Source organism: Pseudomonas sp. C321 (assembly GCF_055407105.1).
Map to the genome: position 1 here is coordinate 275,421 of NZ_JBUZRB010000006.1, position 21,906 is coordinate 297,326.

At 59.6% G+C, this 21,906-nt stretch carries 22 protein-coding genes; 12 read left to right on the top strand and 10 right to left on the bottom strand.

Going from position 1 to position 21,906, the window contains the following annotated elements:
- The first annotated feature begins 6 nt into the window (after positions 1-6).
- From amaA to ACZRJ6_RS19440, 8 genes are all read left to right on the top strand, one after another.
- Positions 7-1,290 carry an L-pipecolate oxidase gene (amaA, locus tag ACZRJ6_RS19405; protein WP_463969126.1) on the top strand — a complete coding sequence of 428 codons (1,284 nt, stop codon included), beginning with the start codon at positions 7-9 and terminating at the stop codon, positions 1,288-1,290.
- A gap of 376 nt (positions 1,291-1,666) precedes the next feature.
- Positions 1,667-2,803: a branched-chain amino acid ABC transporter substrate-binding protein gene (locus ACZRJ6_RS19410; RefSeq protein ID WP_463969127.1), complete on the top strand. Its 1,137-nt coding sequence runs from the start codon at positions 1,667-1,669 to the stop codon at positions 2,801-2,803.
- Positions 2,804-3,012: 209 nt separating this feature from the next.
- Complete coding sequence (locus tag ACZRJ6_RS19415) at positions 3,013-3,927, top strand: ABC transporter permease subunit (protein ID WP_133101451.1); 915 nt, start codon at positions 3,013-3,015, stop codon at positions 3,925-3,927.
- Between the two features lie 2 nt (positions 3,928-3,929).
- On the top strand, positions 3,930-5,207 hold the full coding sequence (gene livM / locus ACZRJ6_RS19420; protein ID WP_463969128.1) for a high-affinity branched-chain amino acid ABC transporter permease LivM: 1,278 nt from the start codon (positions 3,930-3,932) through the stop codon (positions 5,205-5,207).
- A complete protein-coding gene (locus ACZRJ6_RS19425) occupies positions 5,204-6,079 on the top strand; it encodes an ABC transporter ATP-binding protein (RefSeq protein ID WP_463969129.1) in 876 nt (291 codons plus the stop codon). The genes livM and ACZRJ6_RS19425 overlap by 4 nt, the downstream gene beginning before the upstream one ends.
- Before the next feature lie 11 nt (positions 6,080-6,090).
- On the top strand, positions 6,091-6,807 hold the full coding sequence (locus ACZRJ6_RS19430; RefSeq protein WP_149411365.1) for an ABC transporter ATP-binding protein: 717 nt from the start codon (positions 6,091-6,093) through the stop codon (positions 6,805-6,807).
- A gap of 741 nt (positions 6,808-7,548) precedes the next feature.
- Entirely contained in the window at positions 7,549-8,316 is a 768-nt protein-coding gene (locus ACZRJ6_RS19435) for an SDR family oxidoreductase (RefSeq protein ID WP_463969130.1), read from the top strand.
- Positions 8,317-8,483: 167 nt separating this feature from the next.
- Positions 8,484-9,389: a cation diffusion facilitator family transporter gene (locus tag ACZRJ6_RS19440; protein WP_463969131.1), complete on the top strand. Its 906-nt coding sequence runs from the start codon at positions 8,484-8,486 to the stop codon at positions 9,387-9,389.
- 28 nt (positions 9,390-9,417) lie between these two features.
- Here ACZRJ6_RS19440 and ACZRJ6_RS19445 read toward each other — a convergent pair whose 3' ends face one another.
- The 5 genes from ACZRJ6_RS19445 to ureE form a co-directional block, all read right to left on the bottom strand.
- Positions 9,418-10,539, bottom strand: coding sequence for an AGE family epimerase/isomerase (locus ACZRJ6_RS19445; RefSeq protein WP_463969132.1), 1,122 nt, complete (start codon positions 10,537-10,539; stop codon positions 9,418-9,420).
- Positions 10,540-10,665: 126 nt separating this feature from the next.
- Positions 10,666-11,238, bottom strand: a complete 573-nt coding sequence (locus ACZRJ6_RS19450; protein ID WP_463969133.1) for a HupE/UreJ family protein — start codon at positions 11,236-11,238, stop codon at positions 10,666-10,668.
- A gap of 23 nt (positions 11,239-11,261) precedes the next feature.
- The gene (ureG, locus tag ACZRJ6_RS19455; RefSeq protein ID WP_149411129.1) at positions 11,262-11,876 is read right to left on the bottom strand and encodes an urease accessory protein UreG; all 615 of its coding nucleotides are present in this window, start codon (positions 11,874-11,876) and stop codon (positions 11,262-11,264) included.
- A 9-nt stretch (positions 11,877-11,885) separates the two neighbouring features.
- The gene (locus tag ACZRJ6_RS19460; RefSeq protein ID WP_463969134.1) at positions 11,886-12,560 is read right to left on the bottom strand and encodes an urease accessory protein UreF; all 675 of its coding nucleotides are present in this window, start codon (positions 12,558-12,560) and stop codon (positions 11,886-11,888) included.
- Positions 12,557-13,057, bottom strand: a complete 501-nt coding sequence (gene ureE, locus ACZRJ6_RS19465; protein ID WP_463969135.1) for an urease accessory protein UreE — start codon at positions 13,055-13,057, stop codon at positions 12,557-12,559. The genes ACZRJ6_RS19460 and ureE overlap by 4 nt, the downstream gene beginning before the upstream one ends.
- Before the next feature lie 337 nt (positions 13,058-13,394).
- On the opposite strand from ureE, the gene ACZRJ6_RS19470 reads away from it, so the two are divergent.
- On the top strand, positions 13,395-13,883 hold the full coding sequence (locus ACZRJ6_RS19470) for a C40 family peptidase (RefSeq protein WP_463969136.1): 489 nt from the start codon (positions 13,395-13,397) through the stop codon (positions 13,881-13,883).
- Between the two features lies 1 nt (position 13,884).
- Here the strand turns inward: ACZRJ6_RS19470 and ACZRJ6_RS19475 are convergent, their stop codons facing one another.
- Entirely contained in the window at positions 13,885-14,517 is a 633-nt protein-coding gene (locus ACZRJ6_RS19475) for a TetR family transcriptional regulator (protein WP_463969137.1), read from the bottom strand.
- A gap of 151 nt (positions 14,518-14,668) precedes the next feature.
- The gene (locus tag ACZRJ6_RS19480) at positions 14,669-15,097 is read right to left on the bottom strand and encodes a hypothetical protein (RefSeq protein WP_463969138.1); all 429 of its coding nucleotides are present in this window, start codon (positions 15,095-15,097) and stop codon (positions 14,669-14,671) included.
- Between the two features lie 368 nt (positions 15,098-15,465).
- Here ACZRJ6_RS19480 and ACZRJ6_RS19485 point away from each other — a divergent pair, with 368 nt between their 5' ends.
- On the top strand, positions 15,466-17,535 hold the full coding sequence (locus tag ACZRJ6_RS19485) for an AsmA family protein (RefSeq protein ID WP_463969139.1): 2,070 nt from the start codon (positions 15,466-15,468) through the stop codon (positions 17,533-17,535).
- Between the two features lie 51 nt (positions 17,536-17,586).
- On the opposite strand, the gene ACZRJ6_RS19490 is transcribed toward ACZRJ6_RS19485, so the two are convergent.
- Positions 17,587-18,117, bottom strand: a complete 531-nt coding sequence (locus ACZRJ6_RS19490) for a ferritin-like domain-containing protein (RefSeq protein ID WP_463969140.1) — start codon at positions 18,115-18,117, stop codon at positions 17,587-17,589.
- A 99-nt stretch (positions 18,118-18,216) separates the two neighbouring features.
- A complete protein-coding gene (locus tag ACZRJ6_RS19495; RefSeq protein WP_463969141.1) occupies positions 18,217-19,128 on the bottom strand; it encodes a LysR substrate-binding domain-containing protein in 912 nt (303 codons plus the stop codon).
- A 124-nt stretch (positions 19,129-19,252) separates the two neighbouring features.
- Between ACZRJ6_RS19495 and ACZRJ6_RS19500 the strand changes: the two genes are divergently transcribed.
- Positions 19,253-19,894, top strand: coding sequence for an FMN-dependent NADH-azoreductase (locus tag ACZRJ6_RS19500; RefSeq protein ID WP_463969142.1), 642 nt, complete (start codon positions 19,253-19,255; stop codon positions 19,892-19,894).
- A gap of 144 nt (positions 19,895-20,038) precedes the next feature.
- Positions 20,039-20,929, top strand: a complete 891-nt coding sequence (locus ACZRJ6_RS19505; RefSeq protein ID WP_463969143.1) for an esterase/lipase family protein — start codon at positions 20,039-20,041, stop codon at positions 20,927-20,929.
- On the opposite strand, the gene ACZRJ6_RS19510 is transcribed toward ACZRJ6_RS19505, so the two are convergent.
- Positions 20,926-21,816, bottom strand: a complete 891-nt coding sequence (locus ACZRJ6_RS19510) for a DMT family transporter (protein ID WP_463969144.1) — start codon at positions 21,814-21,816, stop codon at positions 20,926-20,928. The genes ACZRJ6_RS19505 and ACZRJ6_RS19510 overlap by 4 nt on opposite strands.
- Between the last annotated feature and the right edge of the window lie 90 nt (positions 21,817-21,906).

Here is a 21,906-nt window from a genome sequence, read left to right on the forward strand (position 1 = left end):
CTGGCAATGCCATTACGCGAAGCGTGTTTGTGGGAACAACTGACCCCTGGCCGGCCGGATCGCGCGGCGCTCAAGGGTGAAGTAAAGGTGGATGTCTGCGTGATCGGCGCCGGTATCACCGGTTTGTCGGCAGCCATTCATTTATTGGAACAAGGTAAAAGCGTCTGCGTGCTGGAAGCCCATCGCACCGGTCATGGTGGCTCTGGGCGCAACGTCGGGCTGGTCAACGCCGGGATGTGGATTCCCCCGGACGAGATCGAGGCCGGTTTTGGCGAGGCGGTGGGCAGTCAGCTCAACCGCATGCTCGGTGCGGCACCGTCCCTGGTGTTCAGCCTGATCGACAAATACAACATCGATTGTCAGTTACGCCGCGAGGGCACCTTGCACATGGCGCATAACGCCCGTGGCGAGGCGGATTTGCGCAGCCGTGAAGAGCAGTGGAAGCGTCGTGGCGCGCCAGTGGAACTGTTGACGGGTGGCGCGTGCGAGCAGGCCACCGGCACCAAAAAGATCGCTGCCGCCTTGCTGGATCGGCGGGCCGGCACCTTGAATCCGATGGCCTACACCAGTGGTTTGGCCAACGCCGCCGTCGGCCTCGGTGGCCAACTGTTTGACCATTCGCCGGTCACCCAATTGGAGCGCCAGGGCCAGCGCTGGTCTGTACAAACTGCTCAGGGCGCGGTGCAGGCCGAGCAAGTGGTGATCGCCTCCAATGCCTACACCGAAGGCGAGTGGACCGAACTGCGGCGCAATTTCTTCCCCGGTTATTACTATCAGGTGGCGTCAGCACCGCTGACCGAGGACGCCGCACATCAAATCCTGCCGGGTGGGCAGGGCTCCTGGGACACCCGCCAGGTACTCAGCAGCATCCGCCGCGACGCCGATGGCCGGTTGTTGCTGGGCAGCTTGGGCAATGGCAACCAGAAACCGGCCTGGTTCCTCAAGGCCTGGGCCGATCGGGTGCAGCAACATTATTTTCCCTATCTTAAATCGGTGGACTGGGAATGCACCTGGACCGGTTGCATCGCCTTTACCCCGGACCATCTGATGCGTCTTTTTGAACCAGCGCCCGGTTTAGTGGCAGTCACCGGCTACAACGGACGCGGCGTGACCACCGGTAGCGTGGTGGGCAAAGCTTTCGCCGACTACCTGTGTCACCGCAATCCCCAGGCCTTGCCGATTCCATTTGCTCCGATGCAGCCGCTGGCCGGGGTGGGCCTGCGCAGTTGCTTATACGAGGCCGGGTTCTCGCTGTATCACGCGGGGCAATGTCTGCGTATTGTCATCTGATCAGCGAAATACCAGTAAGAAGGCAGCATTTTCTTAGCAAGCTACTAATCTGTATTGGTGCGACGCGTAGCAGTGGCGCACTGTAAATGTGCAGTTCCGTTACGCACATTGTTACAGATGCTCGGACTGTCGCTTGATGGCAGCCTGATATCAAACCGTGGAGAGGGTTGTACTTTTTCGATGCGTTGGTTGCACCTCTGCGAGCTAAAGGGTTGCACGTTCAATCAAAAGGCGTCGAAAGGCCTGTAATAACAATGACACCGTGTCTTTTTGAATAATAAAAACGCAATGGCACGCGCCTTGCTCTGGGCTTTCAAGTGAAAGTTTGAAGTGACGTTGCAGTGCCAATTCAACAAAAACCTCGGAGCACCACCTCATGTCCCAGACGTTTTACAAGAAAGGCTTTCTGGCCCTCGCAGTGGCAACTGCGTTGGGTGTTTCTGCGTTTGCTCAAGCTGATGTGAAGATTGGCGTAGCAGGGCCGATGACCGGTGCCAACGCGGCATTCGGTGAGCAGTACATGAAAGGTGCCCAAGCGGCGGCGGATGCGGTCAACAAGGCCGGCGGTATCAATGGCGAGAAAATCGTACTGGTCGCTGGTGACGATGCCTGCGAACCCAAGCAGGCTGTTGCCGTGGCCAACCGTCTGGCTGATCAGGAAAAAGTGATTGGTGTGGTCGGGCACTTCTGTTCGTCGTCCACCATTCCGGCCTCCGAGGTTTATGACGAAGCGGGGATTATTGCGATCACTCCAGGCTCCACCAACCCTCAAGTGACCGAGCGAGGCCTTTCCGCCATGTTCCGGATGTGCGGGCGTGACGACCAGCAAGGCATCGTGGCAGGCGATTACATCGTCGATGTGCTCAAGGGCAAGAAGGTCGTCGTTCTGCACGACAAGGACACCTACGGGCAGGGCCTTGCTGATGCTACCAAGGCACAGCTGACCAAACGCGGCGTGACCCCGGTCCTGTACGAAGGCCTGACTCGTGGCGAGAAAGATTTCAGCGCCGTAGTGACCAAAATCCGCGCCGCTGGCGCTGACGTCGTTTACTTCGGTGGCTTGCACCCGGAAGCCGGACCACTGGTTCGTCAACTGCGTGAGGCCGGGCTCAAAGATGTCAAGTTCATGTCCGATGATGGCGTAGTGACCGATGAACTGGTGACCACTGCTGGTGGCGCGCAATACGTCGACGGCGTCTACATGACCTTCGGCGCCGACCCGCGCCTGCTGCCAGACAGCAAGGTGGTGGTGGATGAGTTCCGCAAGGCCGGCACCGAGCCTGAGGGCTACACCTTGTACGCCTATGCCTCGATCCAGACCCTGGCTGCCGGCTTCAACGGTGCCAAGTCCAACAAGGGCGAAGATGCGGCCAAGTGGCTGAAGGCAAACCCTGTGAAGACCGTGATGGGCGAGAAGGCTTGGGACGCCAAGGGCGACTTGAAAGTCTCCGACTACGTGGTTTACCAGTGGGACAAGGATGGCAAGTATCACCAACTGGAAAAGCAGAAGTAATCCGAACCGACTGCATGACCTCTCTGTAGGCGCGAGCTTGCTCGCGAAGAACGTTAACGATGACGCGGGCATCCTGGATGCACGCGGCGCTCTCGGGTTTTTCGCGAGCAAACTCGCCCCTACAGGGGGTTAGTGCCGAGCCTCTGTTTTCCTCCTAGAAGAGCCGCACACCCACAGGTGTGCAGGTTCTCACTGCGTGAGATTGCGTTATGGATGGTATTTTCCTGCAGCAACTGGTCAATGGCCTGACCCTCGGGTCGGTCTATGGCCTGATCGCCATCGGCTACACAATGGTCTATGGCATCATTGGCATGATCAACTTCGCCCACGGCGAGGTTTATATGATTTCCGCTTACCTCGCGGCGATCAGTCTGGCTCTGCTGGCCTACTTCGGTATCGAATCCTTTCCGCTGCTCATTCTCGGCACCCTGGTGTTCACCGTCGTCGTCACCGGCGTCTACGGTTGGGTCATCGAGCGTGTCGCCTACAAACCGCTGCGTAACTCCACCCGACTGGCTCCGCTGATCAGCGCCATCGGTATTTCACTGATCCTGCAAAACTATGCGCAGATCGCCCAGGGCGCCAAGCAACAAGGCATTCCTACCCTGTTGGCCGGAGCCTGGAGAGTCGACATCGGCACCGGGTTCGTCCAGCTGACTTACACCAAAATCTTCATTCTGGTGGCGGCGTTCGCCGGGATGGCCTTGCTGACTTACATTATCAAGTACACCAAGCTCGGCCGCATGTGCCGCGCTACCCAGCAAGACCGCAAGATGGCTTCGATCCTCGGCATCAACACTGACCGGGTGATCTCTTACGTATTCGTCATTGGTGCAGCCATGGCGGCACTGGCCGGCGTGCTGATTACCCTGAACTACGGCACGTTCGACTTCTATGCCGGCTTTATCATCGGCATCAAGGCATTTACCGCAGCGGTACTCGGCGGCATCGGTTCCCTGCCTGGGGCCATGCTCGGCGGGATCATCCTCGGCATCTCCGAGTCGCTGTTCGCAGGGTTGATCAACTCTGACTACAAAGACGTGTTCAGTTTCTCGCTGTTGGTGGTGATTCTGATTTTCCGTCCTCAGGGCCTGCTCGGTCGCCCTCTCGTGGCGAAGGTATAAACATGTCTGCTGCCAAATCTATCGATATCAAGAAAAGTGTGGTCGATGCGGTCCTCGCCGGGCTGATTTCGTTGATCGTGTTCGGTCCGATCGTCGGCGTGGTGCTCGACGGCTACAGCTTTAACCTGCAACCGGCTCGCGTGGGCATTCTGGTGGCTATCGTGATGGCCGGGCGCTTTGCCATGAGCCTGTTCCTGCAAACCCCCAAGGGGCTACGGATTCTCCAGGGTTTTGAGAGCACCGGTTCCGGCGTGCATGTACAGGCGCCGGACTACAAGTCGCGGTTGCGCTGGATCATCCCGGCGCTGATCGTGATCGCCATCGTGTTCCCGTTCTTTGCCAACAAGTACTTGCTGACAGTGGTGATCCTCGGGCTGATCTACGTGCTGCTGGGCCTGGGCCTGAACATTGTGGTTGGCCTGGCCGGCTTGCTCGACCTGGGTTACGTGGCGTTCTACGCCATCGGTGCCTATGGCCTGGCTTTGGGCTATCAATACCTGGGCCTGGGCTTCTGGACGGTGCTGCCACTGGCGGCGATTGCGGCTGCGCTGGCCGGATGCTTACTCGGGTTCCCGGTGTTGCGAATGCACGGGGATTACCTGGCCATCGTGACGCTGGGCTTCGGTGAAATCATCCGTCTGGTGCTCAACAATTGGTTGTCGTTCACGGGTGGGCCGAACGGTATGCCAGTGCCATCGCCAACATTTTTCGGCCTGGAATTCGGGCGCAAGGCCAAGGACGGAGGGGTGCCGTTCCATGAGTTTTTCGGCCTGGACTACAACCCCAACGTTAAATTTCTGTTTATCTACATCGTGCTGTTCATCGTGGTGTTGCTGGTGCTGTACATCAAGCACCGCCTGACCCGCATGCCGGTGGGCCGCGCCTGGGAAGCCTTGCGCGAAGATGAAATCGCTTGCCGCTCCATGGGCCTGAACCACGTACTGGTGAAACTCTCGGCGTTCACCATTGGTGCCTCGACAGCTGGTTTGGCCGGGGTGTTTTTCGCCAGCTATCAAGGCTTCGTCAATCCGTCGTCGTTTACCTTCTTCGAGTCGGCGTTGATCCTTGCCATCGTGGTGTTGGGCGGCATGGGGTCGACGGTCGGCGTAGTGATCGCCGCCTTCGTGCTGACGGTGGCGCCGGAACTGCTGCGCAGCTTCTCCGAATACCGCGTGCTGCTGTTCGGCGTGCTGATGGTGGTGATGATGATCTGGCGCCCGCGCGGGCTGATCAGGATCAGCCGTACTGGTGTGACGCCACGCAAGGGGGTAGCGCCATGAGTAAGGAAGTCGTCCTCTGCGTGGAAAATCTGATGATGCACTTCGGTGGCATCAAGGCCTTGAGCGACGTGAGCCTCAAGGTCAAGCGCAACTCGATCTTCGCCCTGATCGGCCCCAACGGTGCCGGCAAGACCACGGTGTTCAACTGCCTGACCGGTTTCTACAAGGCCACCGGGGGCAAGATTGAACTCAATGTGCGGGGCAAGCAGACCAACGTCATCCAGTTGCTCGGTGAGTCGTTCAAACCCACCGACTTTGTCTCGCTCAAGAGCTTTGCCAGCCGGGTGTTCTACAAGATGTTCGGCGGTACTCACCTGGTGAACCGCGCGGGCCTGGCTCGCACCTTCCAGAACATTCGCCTGTTCAAGGAAATGTCGGTGCTGGAAAACTTGCTGGTGGCCCAGCACATGTGGGTCAACCGCAACATGTTGGCGGGCATCCTCAATACCAAGGGTTATCAGAAGGCTGAAAGTGACGCCCTGGACCACGCCTTTTACTGGCTGGAAGTGGTGGACCTGGTGGACTGCGCCAACCGTCTGGCTGGTGAACTGTCCTACGGCCAGCAACGCCGCCTGGAAATCGCCCGTGCCATGTGCACCCGGCCACAGATTATCTGCCTCGATGAACCGGCCGCGGGTCTCAACCCCCAGGAAACCGAAGCGCTGAGCGCCATGATCCGGCTGCTGCGGGACGAGCATGACCTGACCGTCGTGCTGATCGAACACGACATGGGCATGGTGATGAGTATTTCCGACCACATCGTGGTGCTTGACCACGGCAACGTGATCGCCGAAGGCGGCCCTGAGGCGATTCGCAACGATCCGAAAGTGATCGCCGCCTACCTGGGTGCTGATGAAGAGGAAGTGGTATGAGCGAGGCTGCTATGAGTGGAGCAATCCTCGAACTGAAGGACCTGGACGTGTTCTACGGGCCGATCCAGGCGCTGAAAAAGGTCTCGCTGCACATCAACGAAGGGGAAACCGTCAGCCTGATCGGCTCCAACGGCGCGGGCAAGTCCACGCTGCTGATGTCGATCTTCGGCCAGCCACGGGCCGAGTCCGGGCAGATTCTCTATCGCGGCGTGGACATTACCCACAAGTCTACTCACTACATCGCGTCCAATGGCATCGCCCAGTCGCCGGAAGGGCGGCGGGTGTTCCCTGACATGACCGTCGAGGAAAACCTGCTGATGGGCACCATCCCCATTGGCGACAAGTTTGCCAGCGAGGATATGCAGCGCATGTTCGAGCTGTTTCCACGGCTCAAGGAGCGGCGCAATCAGCGGGCCATGACCATGTCCGGTGGCGAACAGCAAATGCTCGCCATCGCCCGTGCGCTGATGAGTCGGCCCAAGCTGTTGCTGCTGGATGAGCCGAGCCTGGGGTTGGCGCCGATTGTGGTGAAACAGATTTTCGCCACGTTGCGGGAGCTGGCGAGTACCGGTATGACCATCTTTCTGGTGGAGCAGAACGCCAACCATGCGTTGCGGCTGTCTGACCGGGCGTATGTGATGGTTAATGGCGAGATCCGCCTCAGCGGTACCGGCAAGGAGTTGCTGGTCAATGAGGAAGTGCGTAACGCCTATCTGGGCGGGCACTAACAGTAAGTCATACGCTAACCGTAGGAGCTAGGCGTCCCCTCGCTCCTACAGTTTTTTGCGGCGTCCACAGGCTCTTCGCCAAATTGTGGAAAACAAATCTGAGCACCTCCCAAAGCGCGACATATTGCCGCCGCAAATCCCTGTTTTGTCACAGTTTTGACTTGTCCCCATTCGCTGTGGAACTGGCTGTGGGTAACGTGGGAGTAGCTGGCTGGAGGCCTTTGAATTCAAGGCTTACAGCGTCATGGTTGTTTTTTGATCAGGCGTTTTTTCGTGGCCTTCCACAGGTTTTGTCAACCTGTTCAAAGACACAGGTATATGACCAAAATATGTCGCTTCAGCCTGTGGATAAGTCTGTGACTAAACTCTGGAAGGACGTCTGTAGAGGCCGGAATGACTGGCCTGGAGCCATCGTCCCCATCCCTGCTTTTGCGACAGGGCTACATACGCCTCGGTCAAGGTCAAGCAAAAAACTTTTTGAATCCCTCTGAAAGCCTTGAATACAGCGGCTTGGCAGGTTTTGCACTTGCCCCCAAAGACTGTGGACGGGGCTGTGGATAACATGCGCGTATATGGCTGAGAGCCACGGTTTATATGGCTTGAAGGGCGCTGGCTGAAAATTGACCAGTTGTGTGGCGCCTTGTCACCGTATTGGTTGCCGCCAGGGCGGTGTGCGGGCATTCTGCTTGCTGGTTTTTTTATCCCTCTGGCTGCTCAAAGCCCCCCCGCAAGGAGAACACCATGACCAATACGTTGTTTATTACCGGCGCAACTTCCGGTTTTGGTGAAGCCTGTGCCCGGCGTTTTGCCCAAGATGGCTGGAAGTTGGTGCTCACCGGTCGTCGCGAAGATCGCCTCAATGCCCTGTGCACCGAGCTTTCGCAACAGACTGAAGTCCATGGCCTGGTGGTGGACGTGCGTGACCGCAAGGGTATGGAAGAGGCGATTGCCAGCCTGCCGCCGTCCTTCAGCAAACTGCGCGGGTTGATCAACAATGCCGGCCTGGCCGTGGGCACGGACCCTGCGCCCAAGTGCAACCTGGACGATTGGGAGACCATGGTCGACACCAACGTCAAAGGCCTGCTGTACACCACCAACCTGTTGCTGCCGCGCCTCATCGCCCATGGCCGTGGCGCCGGGATCATCAACCTGGGCTCCATCGCTGGCAACTATCCGTATCCGGGCAGCCATGTGTATGGCGCGACCAAGGCCTTCGTCAAACAGTTCTCCCTGAACCTGCGCTGCGACCTGCAAGGCACCGGCGTGCGGGTGACCAACATCGAGCCGGGCCTGTGTGAAAGCGAGTTTTCCCTGGTGCGCTTTGCCGGTGACCAGGCGCGTTACGACGCCACCTACGCCGGCGCCGAGCCGATCCAGCCACAGGACATCGCCGACACGATCTTCTGGGTGCTCAACACGCCGGCACACGTCAACATCAACCGCCTGGAGCTGATGCCGGTGAGCCAGACCTGGGCCGGGTTTTCCATTGAACGCGGGGCCAAGGGCTAAAACGGTAGCCGAGGTGGCGTTTGTGGCGAGGGGGCAAGCCCTCTCGCCACAGGGTATTCGCTGGCCTGAAAGGATGTGGCAAATCGGCCAAAACAGGACATAAGGTACACTCCCATCCTGGAAACCCCGCCGCGCTCTGCGGTTTTAAGGTTTTGACAGGAGGATATGTGAGTAACCGAGGTGAGCAGTCGCTGCTCAAACAATCGACTGTACTGATGTTCGCCGTGGCGATCGGCGGTATTGTCACGGGCGTTGTATCTGGCTCCCAATCCATTTTATTCGATGGCTTTTTCTCGCTGATCGCAACCTTCATCAAGGTGCTGATGCTGATCACTGCCAAGCTGATCGCCAAGAAAAGCAACGACCGCTTCCAGTTCGGCTACTGGCACCTGGAGCCCATGGTGCTGCTGATCGAGGGCAGCTTTCTGCTGTTGATCGCCATCTACGCGTTTCTTAACGGTGTGTTCGGCATTATCAATGGCGGGCGTGAGATTGAGTTGGGTCTGGTGATCATTTATGCGGCGGTGTTTACCGTCGTCGAGTTCACCTATTTCTTCTATGTGCGTTACCGCAACCGCACGCTCAAGTCGACGCTGATCCAGTTCGACAACATCAGTTGGCTGGTGGACGCTATGTTGTCTGTGGGCCTGCTGGTGAGCTTTCTTGCTGCGCTGCTGCTCAAGTCCCAGGGTTATGGCGAGTGGGCCGTGTATGTCGACCCGTTGATCCTCATCCTGCTCGCCCTGAGCATGCTGGCACCGGCCTTCAAGATTCTGCGCCCGGCCTTGCGTGATGTGCTGGGGATTGTGCCGGATCAACTGGACGGCAAGGTGCGCCAGGTGATGGACGCGGCCAAGGAACGGCATGGTTTCGAGGATTACGTGTCCTACGTGCAGAAACACGGTCGAGCGCGGTTTATCGAGATTCACGTGGTGTTGCCAGCGGATTATCCGGTGGCCAATGTCGCGACCCTTGATGGGCTGCGTGAAGAGATATCCACAGAGCTGGGCAAGGCTGATGCCGCGCGTTGGCTGACCATCAGCTTTACCGGGGACAGGAAGTGGGTAGCTTGATCGTTAGCCTGAGGTGAGGCCCGAAAGATCAGCCGAGATACTCGACCAACCCCCGATAACAAGTCGCTAAATGATAAGGCGTAGTCGACGGCATATCCCGTCGACTCACTTTACCCTTGGCGTCCAGGCACTCATTCCAGCCCTTCAAATGCAGGAACCGCTGCTGCAACGCCTGCAACTGGCGCAGCAATAACGCTTCACTGTCGGGCCGCAAGGTCAGCGCACGCAGGTATTCGGCCTGGGCCCAGATACGTTGGGTGGCATCGCGAACCGTGCCGTCCAGGGCCAACATGCCCGTCACCGCGCCGGTCGATTTATCCACACCCATTTGCTCGGCATAGGCAAACGCTCGGGTCAGTGACGTGTGCAACGGCGTTCCGCGCAGCAAGTCCGAAGATTCCAACAAGAAGAACCACTCGAACTGGTGCCCAGGCTCAAACCAGTTATCCACAGCGCCCAACGGCTTCTCCAGCATCACGCCATGCTGGCGGTCGATGAAGTGCTTTTGCATCGCCGTCGTCAGGGCCAGAAGGGCACTTTGCACGTGCGTATCTTCACGCACCGCAAGGGTGGCGAGGAAGCCTTCGGCCAAGTGCATCAGCGGGTTTTGCAGGGGGCCGGACTTGAGGGATGACCAGTCGCGCTCCAGTACCGCGTCATACAAGCCATCGCTCGTGGCGAATCGCTCGGCAACCACTTCCAGGGCGGCATTGAGCACCGACTCCACCAACGGCTCGCGAACCTTGGCCCAGTAATGGGCGCAGGCGAAGATGATGAAGGCGTGGGTGTAGAGGTCTTTGCGTTGATCCAGCGGCTTGCCATGGGCGTCGATGCTGTAGATCCAGCCACCGTGTTCGGCGTCGTGGAAGTGCCGCTGCAAGGAACGAAACAGAGCCGCCGCCCGCTCTTCGGCAAACGCCGCGTCGGGTTCGCCGATCAGGCTGGCAAACAGATACAGCTGCCGGGCGCAGGCCATGGCGCGGTAGCGTTGCGGGGGCAAGGGGCGATGGTCGGCGTCCAGGGCCTCAAAGGGCACAGCCAGGTCAGCATTCCAGCCAGGACCGAGCCAGAGCGGCACGATCAGGTCGTTGAAATGCGTGAACACGGCGTTTAATTGAGGCTTGAGGGCAGAGCTTGGAGCGTCGGGCATCGGCTGGCGTCGTCACGGCAGGGGCGGTTGCGCGCATGGTAGCAGAGAGGCAGCTGCAAGCTTCAAGCTTCAAGCGGCAAGAAAGCGTCAATCGGCTTTTAACTTGCAGCTTGAAGCTTGCGATTTTTAGCCAGCGAGTAGCCACACTCCGGTCGCCGCCGAAGCCGCCCCGGCAACCCGCACCAGTGGCGCCGCTGCTGTTGGCAGCAAACGTACCACGGCATAACCGGCCGCATGCAGCGCGGCCGTCGCAGCCACAAAGCCTGCGGCATACGTCCAAGGGCTGGACATGTCAGGTAGCTCCAGGCCATGCGCCACGCCATGGAACAGCGCAAACAGAGCCGTCGCCGCAACCGCTACCACCATCGGCGGGCGAATCGCCAGCGCCACGGCAAGACCCAGCGCCAGCACCGAAGCGGCAATCCCGTTTTCCAGGGCCGGTAACGCCAGGCCTTCAAAACCCAGCATCCCACCAATCAGCATGGTGCCTACAAAGGTGCACGGCAGTGCCCAGCGGGCGGCGCCTTTTTGTTGCGCAGCCCACAGGCCGACGGCAACCATCGCCAGCAGATGGTCGATGCCGCCGAGGGGGTGGCTGATGCCAGCCACCAGGCCATTGTCGCCATGGCCCGGATGAGCAAAGGCCAGGGCCGGGGCAAGTAGCAGGGTGAGGGCGCCGAACAGTTTCTTGAGACTCATGGACAGGTTCCTTGTTGGGATGGTCAGACTGCAGTCAGCAGGCCCTGGCGTTCGATGAAGGCGACGATTGCTTCCAGGCCAACGCCGGTTTTCTGGTTGCTGAAGACAAAGGGTTTTTCGCCGCGCATGCGTTTGGTATCGCTGTCCATCAGTTCCAATGAGGCGCCGACCAGGGGCGCCAGGTCGATCTTGTTGATCACCAGCAAATCGGATTTGCAGATCCCCGGGCCCCCCTTGCGCGGCAGCTTGTCGCCGGCCGACACATCGATCACGTAGATGGTCAGGTCCGACAGCTCGGGGCTGAAGGTGGCGGACAGGTTGTCGCCACCGGACTCCACCAGGATCAGGTCCAGGCCGGGAAAACGCCGGTTCAGTTGATCCACCGCTTCCAGGTTGATGGAGGCGTCTTCGCGAATTGCCGTGTGCGGGCAGCCGCCGGTTTCTACGCCGATGATTCGCTCGGGGGCCAAGGCTTGATTGCGCACCAGGAAGTCGGCGTCTTCGCGGGTATAGATATCGTTGGTGACCACCGCCAGGTTGTAGCGATCACGTAGCGCCAGGCACAGGGCCAGGGTCAGGGCGGTCTTGCCGGAGCCGACCGGGCCGCCGATACCGACACGCAGGGGTTGTGTGTTCATGTGTTTCTCCTAGGAACGAAACAGGCGGCTGTACTGGCGCTCATGGGCCATGCACGCCAGGGACAGGCCGAACGCGGCGCTGCCGTAATGGTGGGGGTCGATCTGGCTGGCGTGTTGCTGGGCTTGTTGCAGCAGCGGCAGCAGTTCGCTGGTCAGGCGCTGGGCGGCTTGTTGGCCCAGGGGCAAGGTTTTCATCAGCACGGCCAGTTGGTTTTCCAGCCAGCTCCATAGCCAGGCCGCGAGTGCGTCGTCCGGGTTGATGCCCCAGGCACGTGCGGCCAAGGCCCAACCCAGGGCCAGGTGCGGTTCGCCCAGTTGGCCGAGAAACTCGCGGGCCGCGTCATCCAGCTCCGGCAAGCCGTTAAGCAACTGTTGCAAGGAATAGCCCATCTGCCGGCTCTCCTGAAACAGCTCGCGGGTTTCGCGACTGGCGCGGTGTTCTTCACACAGTTGCAGCAGTCGCGGCCAGTCCTGCTCGGCGGCGGCTTGGCAATGGGCGAGCAGCAGCGGCGCTTCGAAGCGGGCGAGGTTGAGCAGCAATTGGTCGCTGATCCAGCGCCGGGCACTGGCAGGGTCGCACACGCGGGCTTGCTCCACGGCCATCTCCAGGCCCTGGGAATAGCTGTAGCCGCCAATCGGCAATTGCGGACTGGCCAGGCGCAGCAGCGCCCAGGCTGGGTTCATGGGCGCACGCCGAACTGATGCAATTTGGGCGGATAGTTGAAGTCTTCGTCGCCGTGGCGCGAATGATGATGGCCGCCGCCATAGGCGCCGTGCTCCGGTTGAAACGGTGCCTCGATGGTTTCAGTGGTGGCCCCTAGCTGGTCGAGCATGGCCTTGAGCACGTAGTCATCGAGCAGGCGCAGCCAGCCGTCGCCCACTTGCAGGGCGACGTGGCGGTTACCCAGGTGGTAGGCAGCGCGCGTCAGTTCGAAGGCATTGCTGCAGGTGACATGCAGCAGTTGTTCAGGCCGCGCGCAGACACGTACGACACGTCCGTCTTCAGCCTGCAGGCATTCGCCATCGTGAAGGGGCGGCTGACCGCGCTCCAGAAACAGGCCGACGTCTTCACCGTCGGCACTGAAACAGCGTAGGCGGCTTTTGCTGCGCGCCTCGAAATTCAGCAGCAGTTGGGCGGCCCAGAGGGTTTGGGGGGCGATTCGGCGGTGGATCACCAGCATCAGAAAGCTTCCAGCTATGAGCGATAAGCAAGCTAGAGCAAGGGGCTTGCCAATCACGCCAGGAGTGGGAATTCCCTGTAGGCAGGCACCTTGTGCCACCTGATGAAGCAGGGGGCTGTTCCAGGATGTTTCATTTTGGTGCGCGCGTGGATTTATAGCACCGGATTCGAGCGTTCGGCGTTGAATTACACTGCGCTGCGCATGAAACTTCTTTCATCTTTCGGGAAGGTGGGCAGTTTCAGATTTATCCCACGGACTTGCAGGATTAGGTGTTCGTTGAGTTACGCGCTGTTTCATTAGGATTCCGCTCCGTATTTAATCCTTAGCGGTCTCCACCATGTTCAAATCATTTTTTTGTTTGATTATTGTCAGCCTCTCGATCGCCATTTCATCGGTCTCGGCCAATCTCCAGCGGCCAGCCTCACTCGGTTCGTCGCCTTCCATCGACAACGTGATCGATCGCGCCCACGAACTGCTGGGCACGCCCTATAAAATGGGCGGCGCATCGGTGTCCCAGGGCTTCGATTGCAGCAGCTTCCTGGTCTATTTGTTCAAGACCGAAGCCAATATTCATCTGCCTCGCACTACTGTGGCGATGCACCGTTCAGCGGCGGCCACGGTCAAGCGCGATTCGCTGCAACCGGGTGATGCGGTGTTTTTCAGGGGTAATGGTCGCGGCCAAGTCAGCCATGTAGGCCTTTATATAGGTGAGGGCAAGTTCATTCACTCGCCTCGAACCGGAAAGAGTATTCGGATAGATTCACTGGCCAACAGCTATTGGAAGAAGAACTTCACCACGGCCAAGCGTTTTTACGCCGTGCGCTGAGTTATTCGGTGCTGCCCAGTCCTTGCCAGTGCTTGAGGCCGATAAAGATAAAGCGCAACTGCTGGGTGATTTTGGCCTGTGGCGTCAGGTGCGCCGGCAGGGCTTCGGCGGGCGGGTCGATGATGTCGGGCAGGGTGGCAAACACGCTTTTGACGATCAGGTCGGCCATGACGTGCAAACCCTCGGCATCCAGGTGTTGCAGCTTGGGCATCAAGGTCAGGTCGGCCGCAAGGTCCGAGGTGATGTCTTCACGCAAGGCACCGATAGCTTGGCGTACTGCCAGGCAGCCACCGTATTGTTCTCGGGCCAGGAACAGGAATTGCGAGCGGTTAGCGGCTACGACGTCGAGAAAAATTCGCACCGAGGCATCGATGATGCCGCCCATGACGAACTCGTTATGACGCACCAGGCGAATCGTTGCGCGAAAGGTTTGGCCGACTTCGTTGACCAATACCAGGCCCAATTGATCCATATCGGCAAAGTGGCGGTAGAAACCGGTGGGCACGATGCCAGCGGTCTTGGCCACTTCTCGCAGGCTCAGGCTGCCGAACCCACGGCCACACTCCATCAAATGGCGGGCTGCGTCCATCAGGGCGAGGCGGGTCTGTTGCTTCTGTTCGGCGCGGGGCAGCATTGGCAGGCAGGCTTTGTGGACAAGGACAGCGTCGCACTCTAGCAAAACAACTTTACTGGCGTCGAACTTGAGGCGGGGCAAAGGTGTTGCGGATCACACAAAGTCAAAGCCCGATCCAGAGATCGGGCTTTTTTCCAGGGCCAGCACGGGCTTAACTCGCTGCTTGATGCAGTTCTTGCAGACGGTCAGCACCGCCTTCGGCAACAGCGTTACGTTCCATCAGGCGATCAGCACCGCCTTCAACCAGACCTTTCTGTTCCAGGCGATCACGGCCGCCTTCGGCAACAGCGTTACGTTCCAACAGGCGATCAGCGCCGCCTTCAACCAGGCCTTTCTCTTCCAGGCGATCACGGCCACCTTCGGCAACGCCTTCGGTGTAAGCACGTTTGTTGGCTTGTTCGGCGCCGCCTTCAACCAGACCTTTCTGTTCCAGGCGATCACGACCACCTTCGGCCAGGGTCTGGCTGATGTGTGCGGCGTCAGTCTTGATTTGTGGGGTGACCTGTTCAGCGGCTGGCAGGGCAAATGCGCTGGTAGCCAGGACGGACAGTGCGAAGCTAAGCAGTAGTTGGCGTTTCATGAGAGGTTGCTCCTTGGGAGGGCGATAAATTGGGTACAGGGCTAATGCTACTCTCGATAAGTTGATATAAAAGTTCATAAAGACAATGGTAATAATCAACAGAATTGATTGTTCTCGGCAAAGGCTCTAGATCCGGCCTCTCAAGCACGGGCTTTTGCACCGTGCTGGGTATTTTCGACACGATCGTGGGTAACAACGGTGCGCCGTCGATGGTTGAGACCGTCCGATTGGTCAGGAAAAGCGGTTTTTTCAGCTTAATTGGCGCTTGGGTTAAACCCCCAGGCCGTTTGTCAGTCGTAGCCATATAAGCTGTAGTCCTAAGGTGCGCCGCAACGCGCACGCTCAGCCGTATTCAGGAGCCCTGTGCAATGACGCGCACTCGTAAAATTCTCGCCTGGAGCTGCGCCAGCTTCGCTCTGTTAATTGCCGTCGTGGTATTGATCCTGGTGTTCTTCGATTGGAACCGGATCAAGCCCCCCCTCAACGCCAAGGTCTCCGAAGAGCTGCATCGCCCCTTTGCCATTAATGGCAACCTGGCCGTGGTCTGGCAGCGCGAGCCTGACGAAGGTGGCTGGCGCGCCTGGATTCCCTGGCCCCACGTAGTGGCCGAGGACCTGACCCTGGGCAACCCCGAGTGGTCGAAAAAGCCGCAGATGGTCACGTTGAAACGTGTGGAGTTACGCATCGCGCCGTTGCCATTGCTCGCCCAGCGCGTGGTCATTCCGCGTATTGACCTCACCGAACCGAGCGCCGAGTTGCAGCGCCTGGCCGACGGCCGTGCCAACTGGGCCTTCCAGTTTGACCCCAAGGACCCCAATGCAGAGCCGTCCAACTGGGTGGTAGACATCGGCGCCATTGGTTTCGACAAGGGCCACGTCACCCTCGACGACCAAACCCTCAAGACCCAGCTCGATGTGTTGATCGACCTGCTGGGCAAACCGATTCCCTTCAGTGAAATAGTCGGTGATAGCGACACCAAAAAAGCCCAGGAGAAGGGCTCGGTGCCACAGGATTACGCCTTCGGCCTCAAGGTCAAAGGCCAATACCACGGTCAGAAACTAGCCGGCACTGGCAAGATCGGTGGCCTGCTGGCCTTGCAGGACGCGACCAAGCCGTTCCCGCTGCAAGCCCAGGTGAAGATCGCCGACACGAGCATTGCCTTGGCCGGCACCCTGACCGACCCGCGGAACCTCGGCGCCCTGGATCTACGCCTGAAACTGTCCGGCAGCAGCCTGGGCAACCTGTACCCGCTGACGGGCGTCACCCTGCCGGATTCGCCGGCCTATTCCACCGACGGCCACCTGATCGCCAAGCTGCATGAGGCGGGCGGTGCGTCGTTCCGCTACGAGAACTTCAACGGCAAGATCGGCAGCAGTGATATCCACGGCAACCTGGCGTACGTCGCCAGCCAGCCGCGGCCCAAGCTCAGCGGTGCGCTGGTGTCCAATCAACTGCTGCTGGCTGACCTTGCGCCCTTGATCGGCGCCGACTCCAACGCCAAGCAAAAAGCCCGGGGCGGGATGAGCAAGCAGCCGGCGACCAAGGTGCTGCCGGTGGAAGAGTTCCGCACCGAGCGCTGGCGCGACATGGACGCCGATGTTGAACTCACCGGCAAACGCATCGTCCACAGCGCCGACTTGCCGTTCACCGATCTCTACACGCACCTGGTGCTCAATGATGGCGAATTGAGCCTGGAACCCCTGCGTTTTGGCGTGGCCGGAGGCAAGCTCGACGCGCAGATTCGCCTCAATGGCCGCGTCACGCCTATGGACGGCCGGGCAAAGCTGACGGCGCGCAACTTCAAGCTCAAGCAGCTGTTTCCCACTTTCGAGCCGATGAAAACCAGCTTCGGTGAACTCAATGGCGATGCCGATATCGCCGGGCGCGGGAACTCCGTGGCGGCGCTGCTGGGTAGTGCCAATGGCGATCTGAAGATGTTGATCAACGACGGCGCCATCAGCCGCAGCCTGATGGAAATCGCCGGGCTCAACGTGGGTAACTACGTGGTCGGCCGCCTATTTGGCGACAAGGAAGTGAAGATCAACTGCGCGGCGGCGGACTTCGGCATCAAGACCGGCCTGGCCACCACTCGGCTGTTTGTGTTCGATACCGAGAACGCCATCATCTACGTTGATGGCACGGCGAATATGGCCAGCGAACAACTGGATCTGACCATTACACCCGAGTCCAAAGGCTTTCGGCTGTTTTCCCTGCGTTCACCGCTGTACGTCGACGGGCCATTTATCAAGCCCAATGCCGGGGTGAAAGCGGTGCCGTTGATGTTGCGGGGGGCGGGGATGGTCGCGCTGGGTGTGATCGCAGGTCCTGCTGCTGGCTTGCTGGCGCTGGTGGCGCCAAGTGGCGATGAGCCCAACCAGTGTGCACCGTTGCTGCAACAGATGAAGGAAGGCAAGGCCCCGAAGACGGTGAAAGGCTGAAGCGGTGGTGATCACTCCCACGCTCCGCGTGGGAATGATCGTGGGAAAGGTTTACAGGTCCTGCAGAATATCCGCCATGTCATCGGCGTGTTCTTCTTCCTGGGCCAGGATGTCTTCGAAGATCCGCCGGGTGGTCGGATCTTTATCGCCGATGTACTGGATGATCTCGCGGTAGCTGTCCACCGCGATCCGCTCGGCCACCAGGTCTTCGTAGACCATTTCCTTCAAGGTATTGCCCGCAACGTATTGCGCGTGGGAATTCTTCGACAGCAGGTCCGGGTTGAATTCCGGCTCGCCGCCCAACTGCACGATGCGCTCAGCCAGCTTGTCGGCGTGCTCAGCTTCCTGCTTGGCATGCTCCAGGAACTCCTCGGCGGCGACATGGGCTTTAATGCCGTTGGCCATAAAGTAATGACGCTTGTAGCGCAGCACGCAGACCAGTTCCGTGGCCAGCGACTCGTTAAGCAGGCGCAGGATTTCCTGGCGGTTGGCGTCGTAGCCTTCGGTTACGGCGCCGTTCTCGACGTTCTTGCGCGCGCGCGCTCGCAATGTGGCTACGTCAGACAAATGTGAGTCAGTCATCTCATTCTCCTCAGGGCGATATCCGGTTTGCGCCACGCTCTGACGGCGTGATCGCTCCAAGTTGTGAGTGCCGCGTCACACAAAAAGTTTTATCGGATGTCACTGCGCGTGCCCGGACAGCCGCGCCTCCTCCTGTAACCACTGGAAAAACGCCCTGACCGGTGGGTGCCGCTCGCGTCCAGGTACGCATAGCGCGCTGTAACCCGCGCCGTCGACGCTGACCTGGGGCCTATAAGGCACCAGCAAACCGCTGGCCACGCTTTGTGAAACCAGGATGTTACTGGCCAACACCAGGCCCTGGCCGGCAATCGCCGCTTGAAGGGCGTAGTGCTCTTCGTCGTATTCGCGTATCGGCCTGGCTTGCTGCAGCCAATGCTCGCCGGCCTTGTCACACCAGGCTTGCCAGCCCAAGGCGTAGAGCTTGGAGTTGTGCCAGCGCACGCTGATCAGCGTCGGGGCCTGAGTGCTTGCCAATGCCACTTGTTCGGGTGAGCCATAGACCGCGAAACACTCATCGAACAGGCACAGGCTGTACAGGTTGAGGTAATTGTCGAGACTGTAGCGAATCACCAGGTCGATACTGGCGTCTTGTTGCAAATCCACCACGTCGCAGTGGGTGTCCAGGCGCAGGTTGATCCCCGGATGAGCGGCATAAAAACGCCCCAGCCGTGGCACCAGCCACAGGGCGGCGAAGGCCGGTGTCGTGGAAAGCGTGAGGTTGCCGACGCTGCGTTGCGGGCGCAGGGTGTCGACGCTTTGCGCTACCTCCAGCAGCGCGCCGTGCAGGCTGTGGAACAACCGCTCGCCACATTCGGTCAGCCTTACCTTGCGCGGCAGGCGTTCGAACAGCGCCACCCCCAGCCAGGTTTCCAGGGAGCGGATCTGATGGGACACCGCCGTCGGCGTCACTGACAGTTCCAGGGCTGCCGCCTTGAAGCTGAGCAGGCGCGATGCGGATTCAAAGGCGCGCAGGGCGGTGAGGGGCAGCGAGGCAAACATGGCGGGCTCCATGGATGATTTTATTTCATCCGGCGTAACTATTGCTCATTTGTTGGGTGGACTCGACAGCACTAGTTTGCTGGTAAGAAAGTCGACCATTCAGGTCGCCTGAGTCTATCCCGTGAAGGTCTTACAGATGAATAGAATGCTTGCGATCCATGCCAGCCCCCGTGGCGAGCGCTCCCACTCCCGGCGCCTGGCGGAAGTGTTTCTCGACACCTGGCAAACCGCCAACCCTGATGCGCGGCTGACCCGCCGCGAAGTCGGTCGGGCCTTTATCCCCCATGTCAGCGAAGCTTTCGTCGCGGCGAACTTCTACCCCGAACCCCATGCGCGCCCCCTGGCCATGCAGGCAGACCTGCAATTGAGCGATGAACTGGTGGGCGAGTTGATCGGTCACGACCTGTTGGTGATTTCCACACCGATGTACAACTTCGGCCTGCCCAGCGGGCTCAAGGCCTGGATCGACCACATTGTGCGCATGGGTCTGACCTTCAACGTCACTCAGGACATCCAGGGCATTGCCCAATACCAGCGTTTGCTGCTGGGCAAGAAGGCGCTGATCATCACCAGTCGCGGCGGCAGTGGGTTTGGTCCGGGGGGCGAGAACGAAGCGATGAATCACGCTGATCCACACCTGCGCACAGCCCTGGGCTTTGTTGGCATCGACGACATCACTGTGATTGCCGCCGAAGGTGAAGAGTCCGTCGCAGAGGCGTTCCGCCGCTCCAGTGATGAAGCCGAGCGCCAGTTGCGCGTGTTGGCGCGGGCGTTCTGAGGAGGCCTGAACTTTTCTACTGATCACCGTCGCAGTGGTGGGGCTCAAGTAATGTCATGAGTTGGTCGTTAATTCGTCATATTGGTTTGCCGGCGGTTCGTCTAGGATGGCGCTCATCGGCTCACTTTCAAGGACGTTCGCCCCATGCCACAGTCATTGGCAACACGTTATCCCCTGGTGCTGGTGCCGGGCATGCTCGGGTTTGTGCGCCTGGTGGTGTACCCGTACTGGTACGGTATTGTCCCGGCGTTGCGCGCGGGCGGCGCGCAGGTCGTTGCGGTGCAGGTGGCGCCGCTCAACTCCAGCGAGGTGCGTGGCGAGCAGTTGCTGGCGCAGATCGAGACGATTCGCCGGGAAACCGGTGCCGATAAGGTCAACTTGATCGGCCATAGCCAGGGCTCGCTGACGGCGCGTTATGCGGCGGCAAAGCGTCCGGAGTGGGTGGCGTCGGTGACATCGGTGGCCGGCCCCAATCATGGCTCGGAACTGGCGGATCACATCCATAGGCATTACCCGGCCAACAGCGCCAAGGGCCGAATCATGAGTGTGGTGCTACGGCTGATCGGTGCCGTGATGAGCCTGCTGGAAACCGGTTACCGCGGTCCGCGTTTTGCGGCGGATATCCACGCCTCTCATCAGTCGCTGACCAGTGAAGGCGTGGCCCTGTTCAATCGCCAGTATCCCCAGGGGCTGCCGGATACCTGGGGCGGGCAGGGCGCCGGGGAGGTCAACGGGGTGCGTTACTACTCCTGGTCCGGCACCTTGCAGCCGGGCAAGACCGATCGCGGGCGCAACCTGCTGGACGGCACGAACCGCAGTTGCCGGTTGTTTGCCCGCACATTTGTCCGGGAGAAAGGCCAGTGCGACGGCATGGTCGGGCGCTACAGTTCGCACCTGGGAACGGTGATCGGCGATAACTACCCGCTGGACCACTTCGATATCGTCAACCAGTCACTGGGGCTGGTGGGTAAGGGCGCGGAACCGATCCGGTTGTTTACCGAGCATGCCCAGCGGTTGAAGGCTGCCGGGATTTAGCCAGCAACCCTGACCTTGCCCCCAATCGGCGTGGTCCAACGCTCCGACAAAATCACCCCACCCAAGGTCAGCACTCCGCCCACCAGGTGATACAGCGCCAACTGCTCCTTCAGCACCACCGCCGCAATCAGCGCGGTAATCAATGGCAGTAGATTGAAAAACAATGTGGTGCGGCTTGGCCCCAGGGTCTTGACCGAATGCATCCAGGCCAAGGGCGCGATCATCGAGGCCAGCAGGCAGGCGTACAGCACCAGCGGGATATTCGACCAGCCCAGTCCGGTTTTTTCGGATACGAGGAATAGCGGAAACAGCACCACCACCGCCACCAGCACCTGCAAATACAGCAACACCAGCGGTGGCAGGCGCAACTGCCATTTTTTCAGCAGCGTGCTGTAGATCGCGTAGGCCAGTGTGGCCACCAGCATCATGCCGTCACCCAGGTTCAGCCCGTGTTGCAGTAGTGCGCCAAGGCTGCCGGACGAAACCACCACCAGCACCCCGGCGAACGACAGCACGGCACCGGTCAATGCACCCAATGTCAGGCGCTGGCCGAGGCTGATGATGGCGGCGGCGAGGGTCATCAGCGGCATCAGCGACAGGATGATGCCCATGTTGGTGGCCGTGGTCAGGGTTGCGGCGTAATACGCGAGGCTCTGATACACCGCCATGCCCAGCACACCGAGGATGAAAATCTTGCCGAGGTTGGGGCGAATCAACGGCCAGTTGGCAATGACCGGCTTGAGCATGAATGGGGTGAACAGAATTCCCGCCAGCAGCCAGCGGTAAAAGCCGATCTCGGCGGGGAAGATCGAACCCACCGCGAGCTTGTTGATCACGGTATTGCCAGCCCAGATAAAAATGGCCAGTAACGGATAAGCGTATTGCATCGAAAGGAACCAGAAACGTTAGTGAGCGATGATTATCCTTTGTCTGGATCGAAGCCTATACTTCGATACGGCCATCCGACCTTTGAATCC

Bases quoted from the DNA above. Each gene is read 5' to 3' on its own strand.
- amaA (WP_463969126.1), top strand. From the start codon at position 7: ATGCCATTACGCGAAGCGTGTTTGTGGGAACAACTGACCCCTGGCCGG.
- ACZRJ6_RS19410 (WP_463969127.1), top strand. From the start codon at position 1,667: ATGTCCCAGACGTTTTACAAGAAAGGCTTTCTGGCCCTCGCAGTGGCA.
- ACZRJ6_RS19415 (WP_133101451.1), top strand. From the start codon at position 3,013: ATGGATGGTATTTTCCTGCAGCAACTGGTCAATGGCCTGACCCTCGGG.
- livM (WP_463969128.1), top strand. From the start codon at position 3,930: ATGTCTGCTGCCAAATCTATCGATATCAAGAAAAGTGTGGTCGATGCG.
- ACZRJ6_RS19425 (WP_463969129.1), top strand. From the start codon at position 5,204: ATGAGTAAGGAAGTCGTCCTCTGCGTGGAAAATCTGATGATGCACTTC.
- ACZRJ6_RS19430 (WP_149411365.1), top strand. From the start codon at position 6,091: ATGAGTGGAGCAATCCTCGAACTGAAGGACCTGGACGTGTTCTACGGG.
- ACZRJ6_RS19435 (WP_463969130.1), top strand. From the start codon at position 7,549: ATGACCAATACGTTGTTTATTACCGGCGCAACTTCCGGTTTTGGTGAA.
- ACZRJ6_RS19445 (WP_463969132.1), bottom strand. From the start codon at position 10,539: ATGCCCGACGCTCCAAGCTCTGCCCTCAAGCCTCAATTAAACGCCGTG.
- ACZRJ6_RS19450 (WP_463969133.1), bottom strand. From the start codon at position 11,238: ATGAGTCTCAAGAAACTGTTCGGCGCCCTCACCCTGCTACTTGCCCCG.
- ureG (WP_149411129.1), bottom strand. From the start codon at position 11,876: ATGAACACACAACCCCTGCGTGTCGGTATCGGCGGCCCGGTCGGCTCC.
- ACZRJ6_RS19460 (WP_463969134.1), bottom strand. From the start codon at position 12,560: ATGAACCCAGCCTGGGCGCTGCTGCGCCTGGCCAGTCCGCAATTGCCG.
- ureE (WP_463969135.1), bottom strand. From the start codon at position 13,057: ATGCTGGTGATCCACCGCCGAATCGCCCCCCAAACCCTCTGGGCCGCC.
- ACZRJ6_RS19470 (WP_463969136.1), top strand. From the start codon at position 13,395: ATGTTCAAATCATTTTTTTGTTTGATTATTGTCAGCCTCTCGATCGCC.
- ACZRJ6_RS19475 (WP_463969137.1), bottom strand. From the start codon at position 14,517: ATGCTGCCCCGCGCCGAACAGAAGCAACAGACCCGCCTCGCCCTGATG.
- ACZRJ6_RS19480 (WP_463969138.1), bottom strand. From the start codon at position 15,097: ATGAAACGCCAACTACTGCTTAGCTTCGCACTGTCCGTCCTGGCTACC.
- ACZRJ6_RS19485 (WP_463969139.1), top strand. From the start codon at position 15,466: ATGACGCGCACTCGTAAAATTCTCGCCTGGAGCTGCGCCAGCTTCGCT.
- ACZRJ6_RS19490 (WP_463969140.1), bottom strand. From the start codon at position 18,117: ATGACTGACTCACATTTGTCTGACGTAGCCACATTGCGAGCGCGCGCG.
- ACZRJ6_RS19495 (WP_463969141.1), bottom strand. From the start codon at position 19,128: ATGGAGCCCGCCATGTTTGCCTCGCTGCCCCTCACCGCCCTGCGCGCC.
- ACZRJ6_RS19500 (WP_463969142.1), top strand. From the start codon at position 19,253: ATGAATAGAATGCTTGCGATCCATGCCAGCCCCCGTGGCGAGCGCTCC.
- ACZRJ6_RS19505 (WP_463969143.1), top strand. From the start codon at position 20,039: ATGCCACAGTCATTGGCAACACGTTATCCCCTGGTGCTGGTGCCGGGC.
- ACZRJ6_RS19510 (WP_463969144.1), bottom strand. From the start codon at position 21,816: ATGCAATACGCTTATCCGTTACTGGCCATTTTTATCTGGGCTGGCAAT.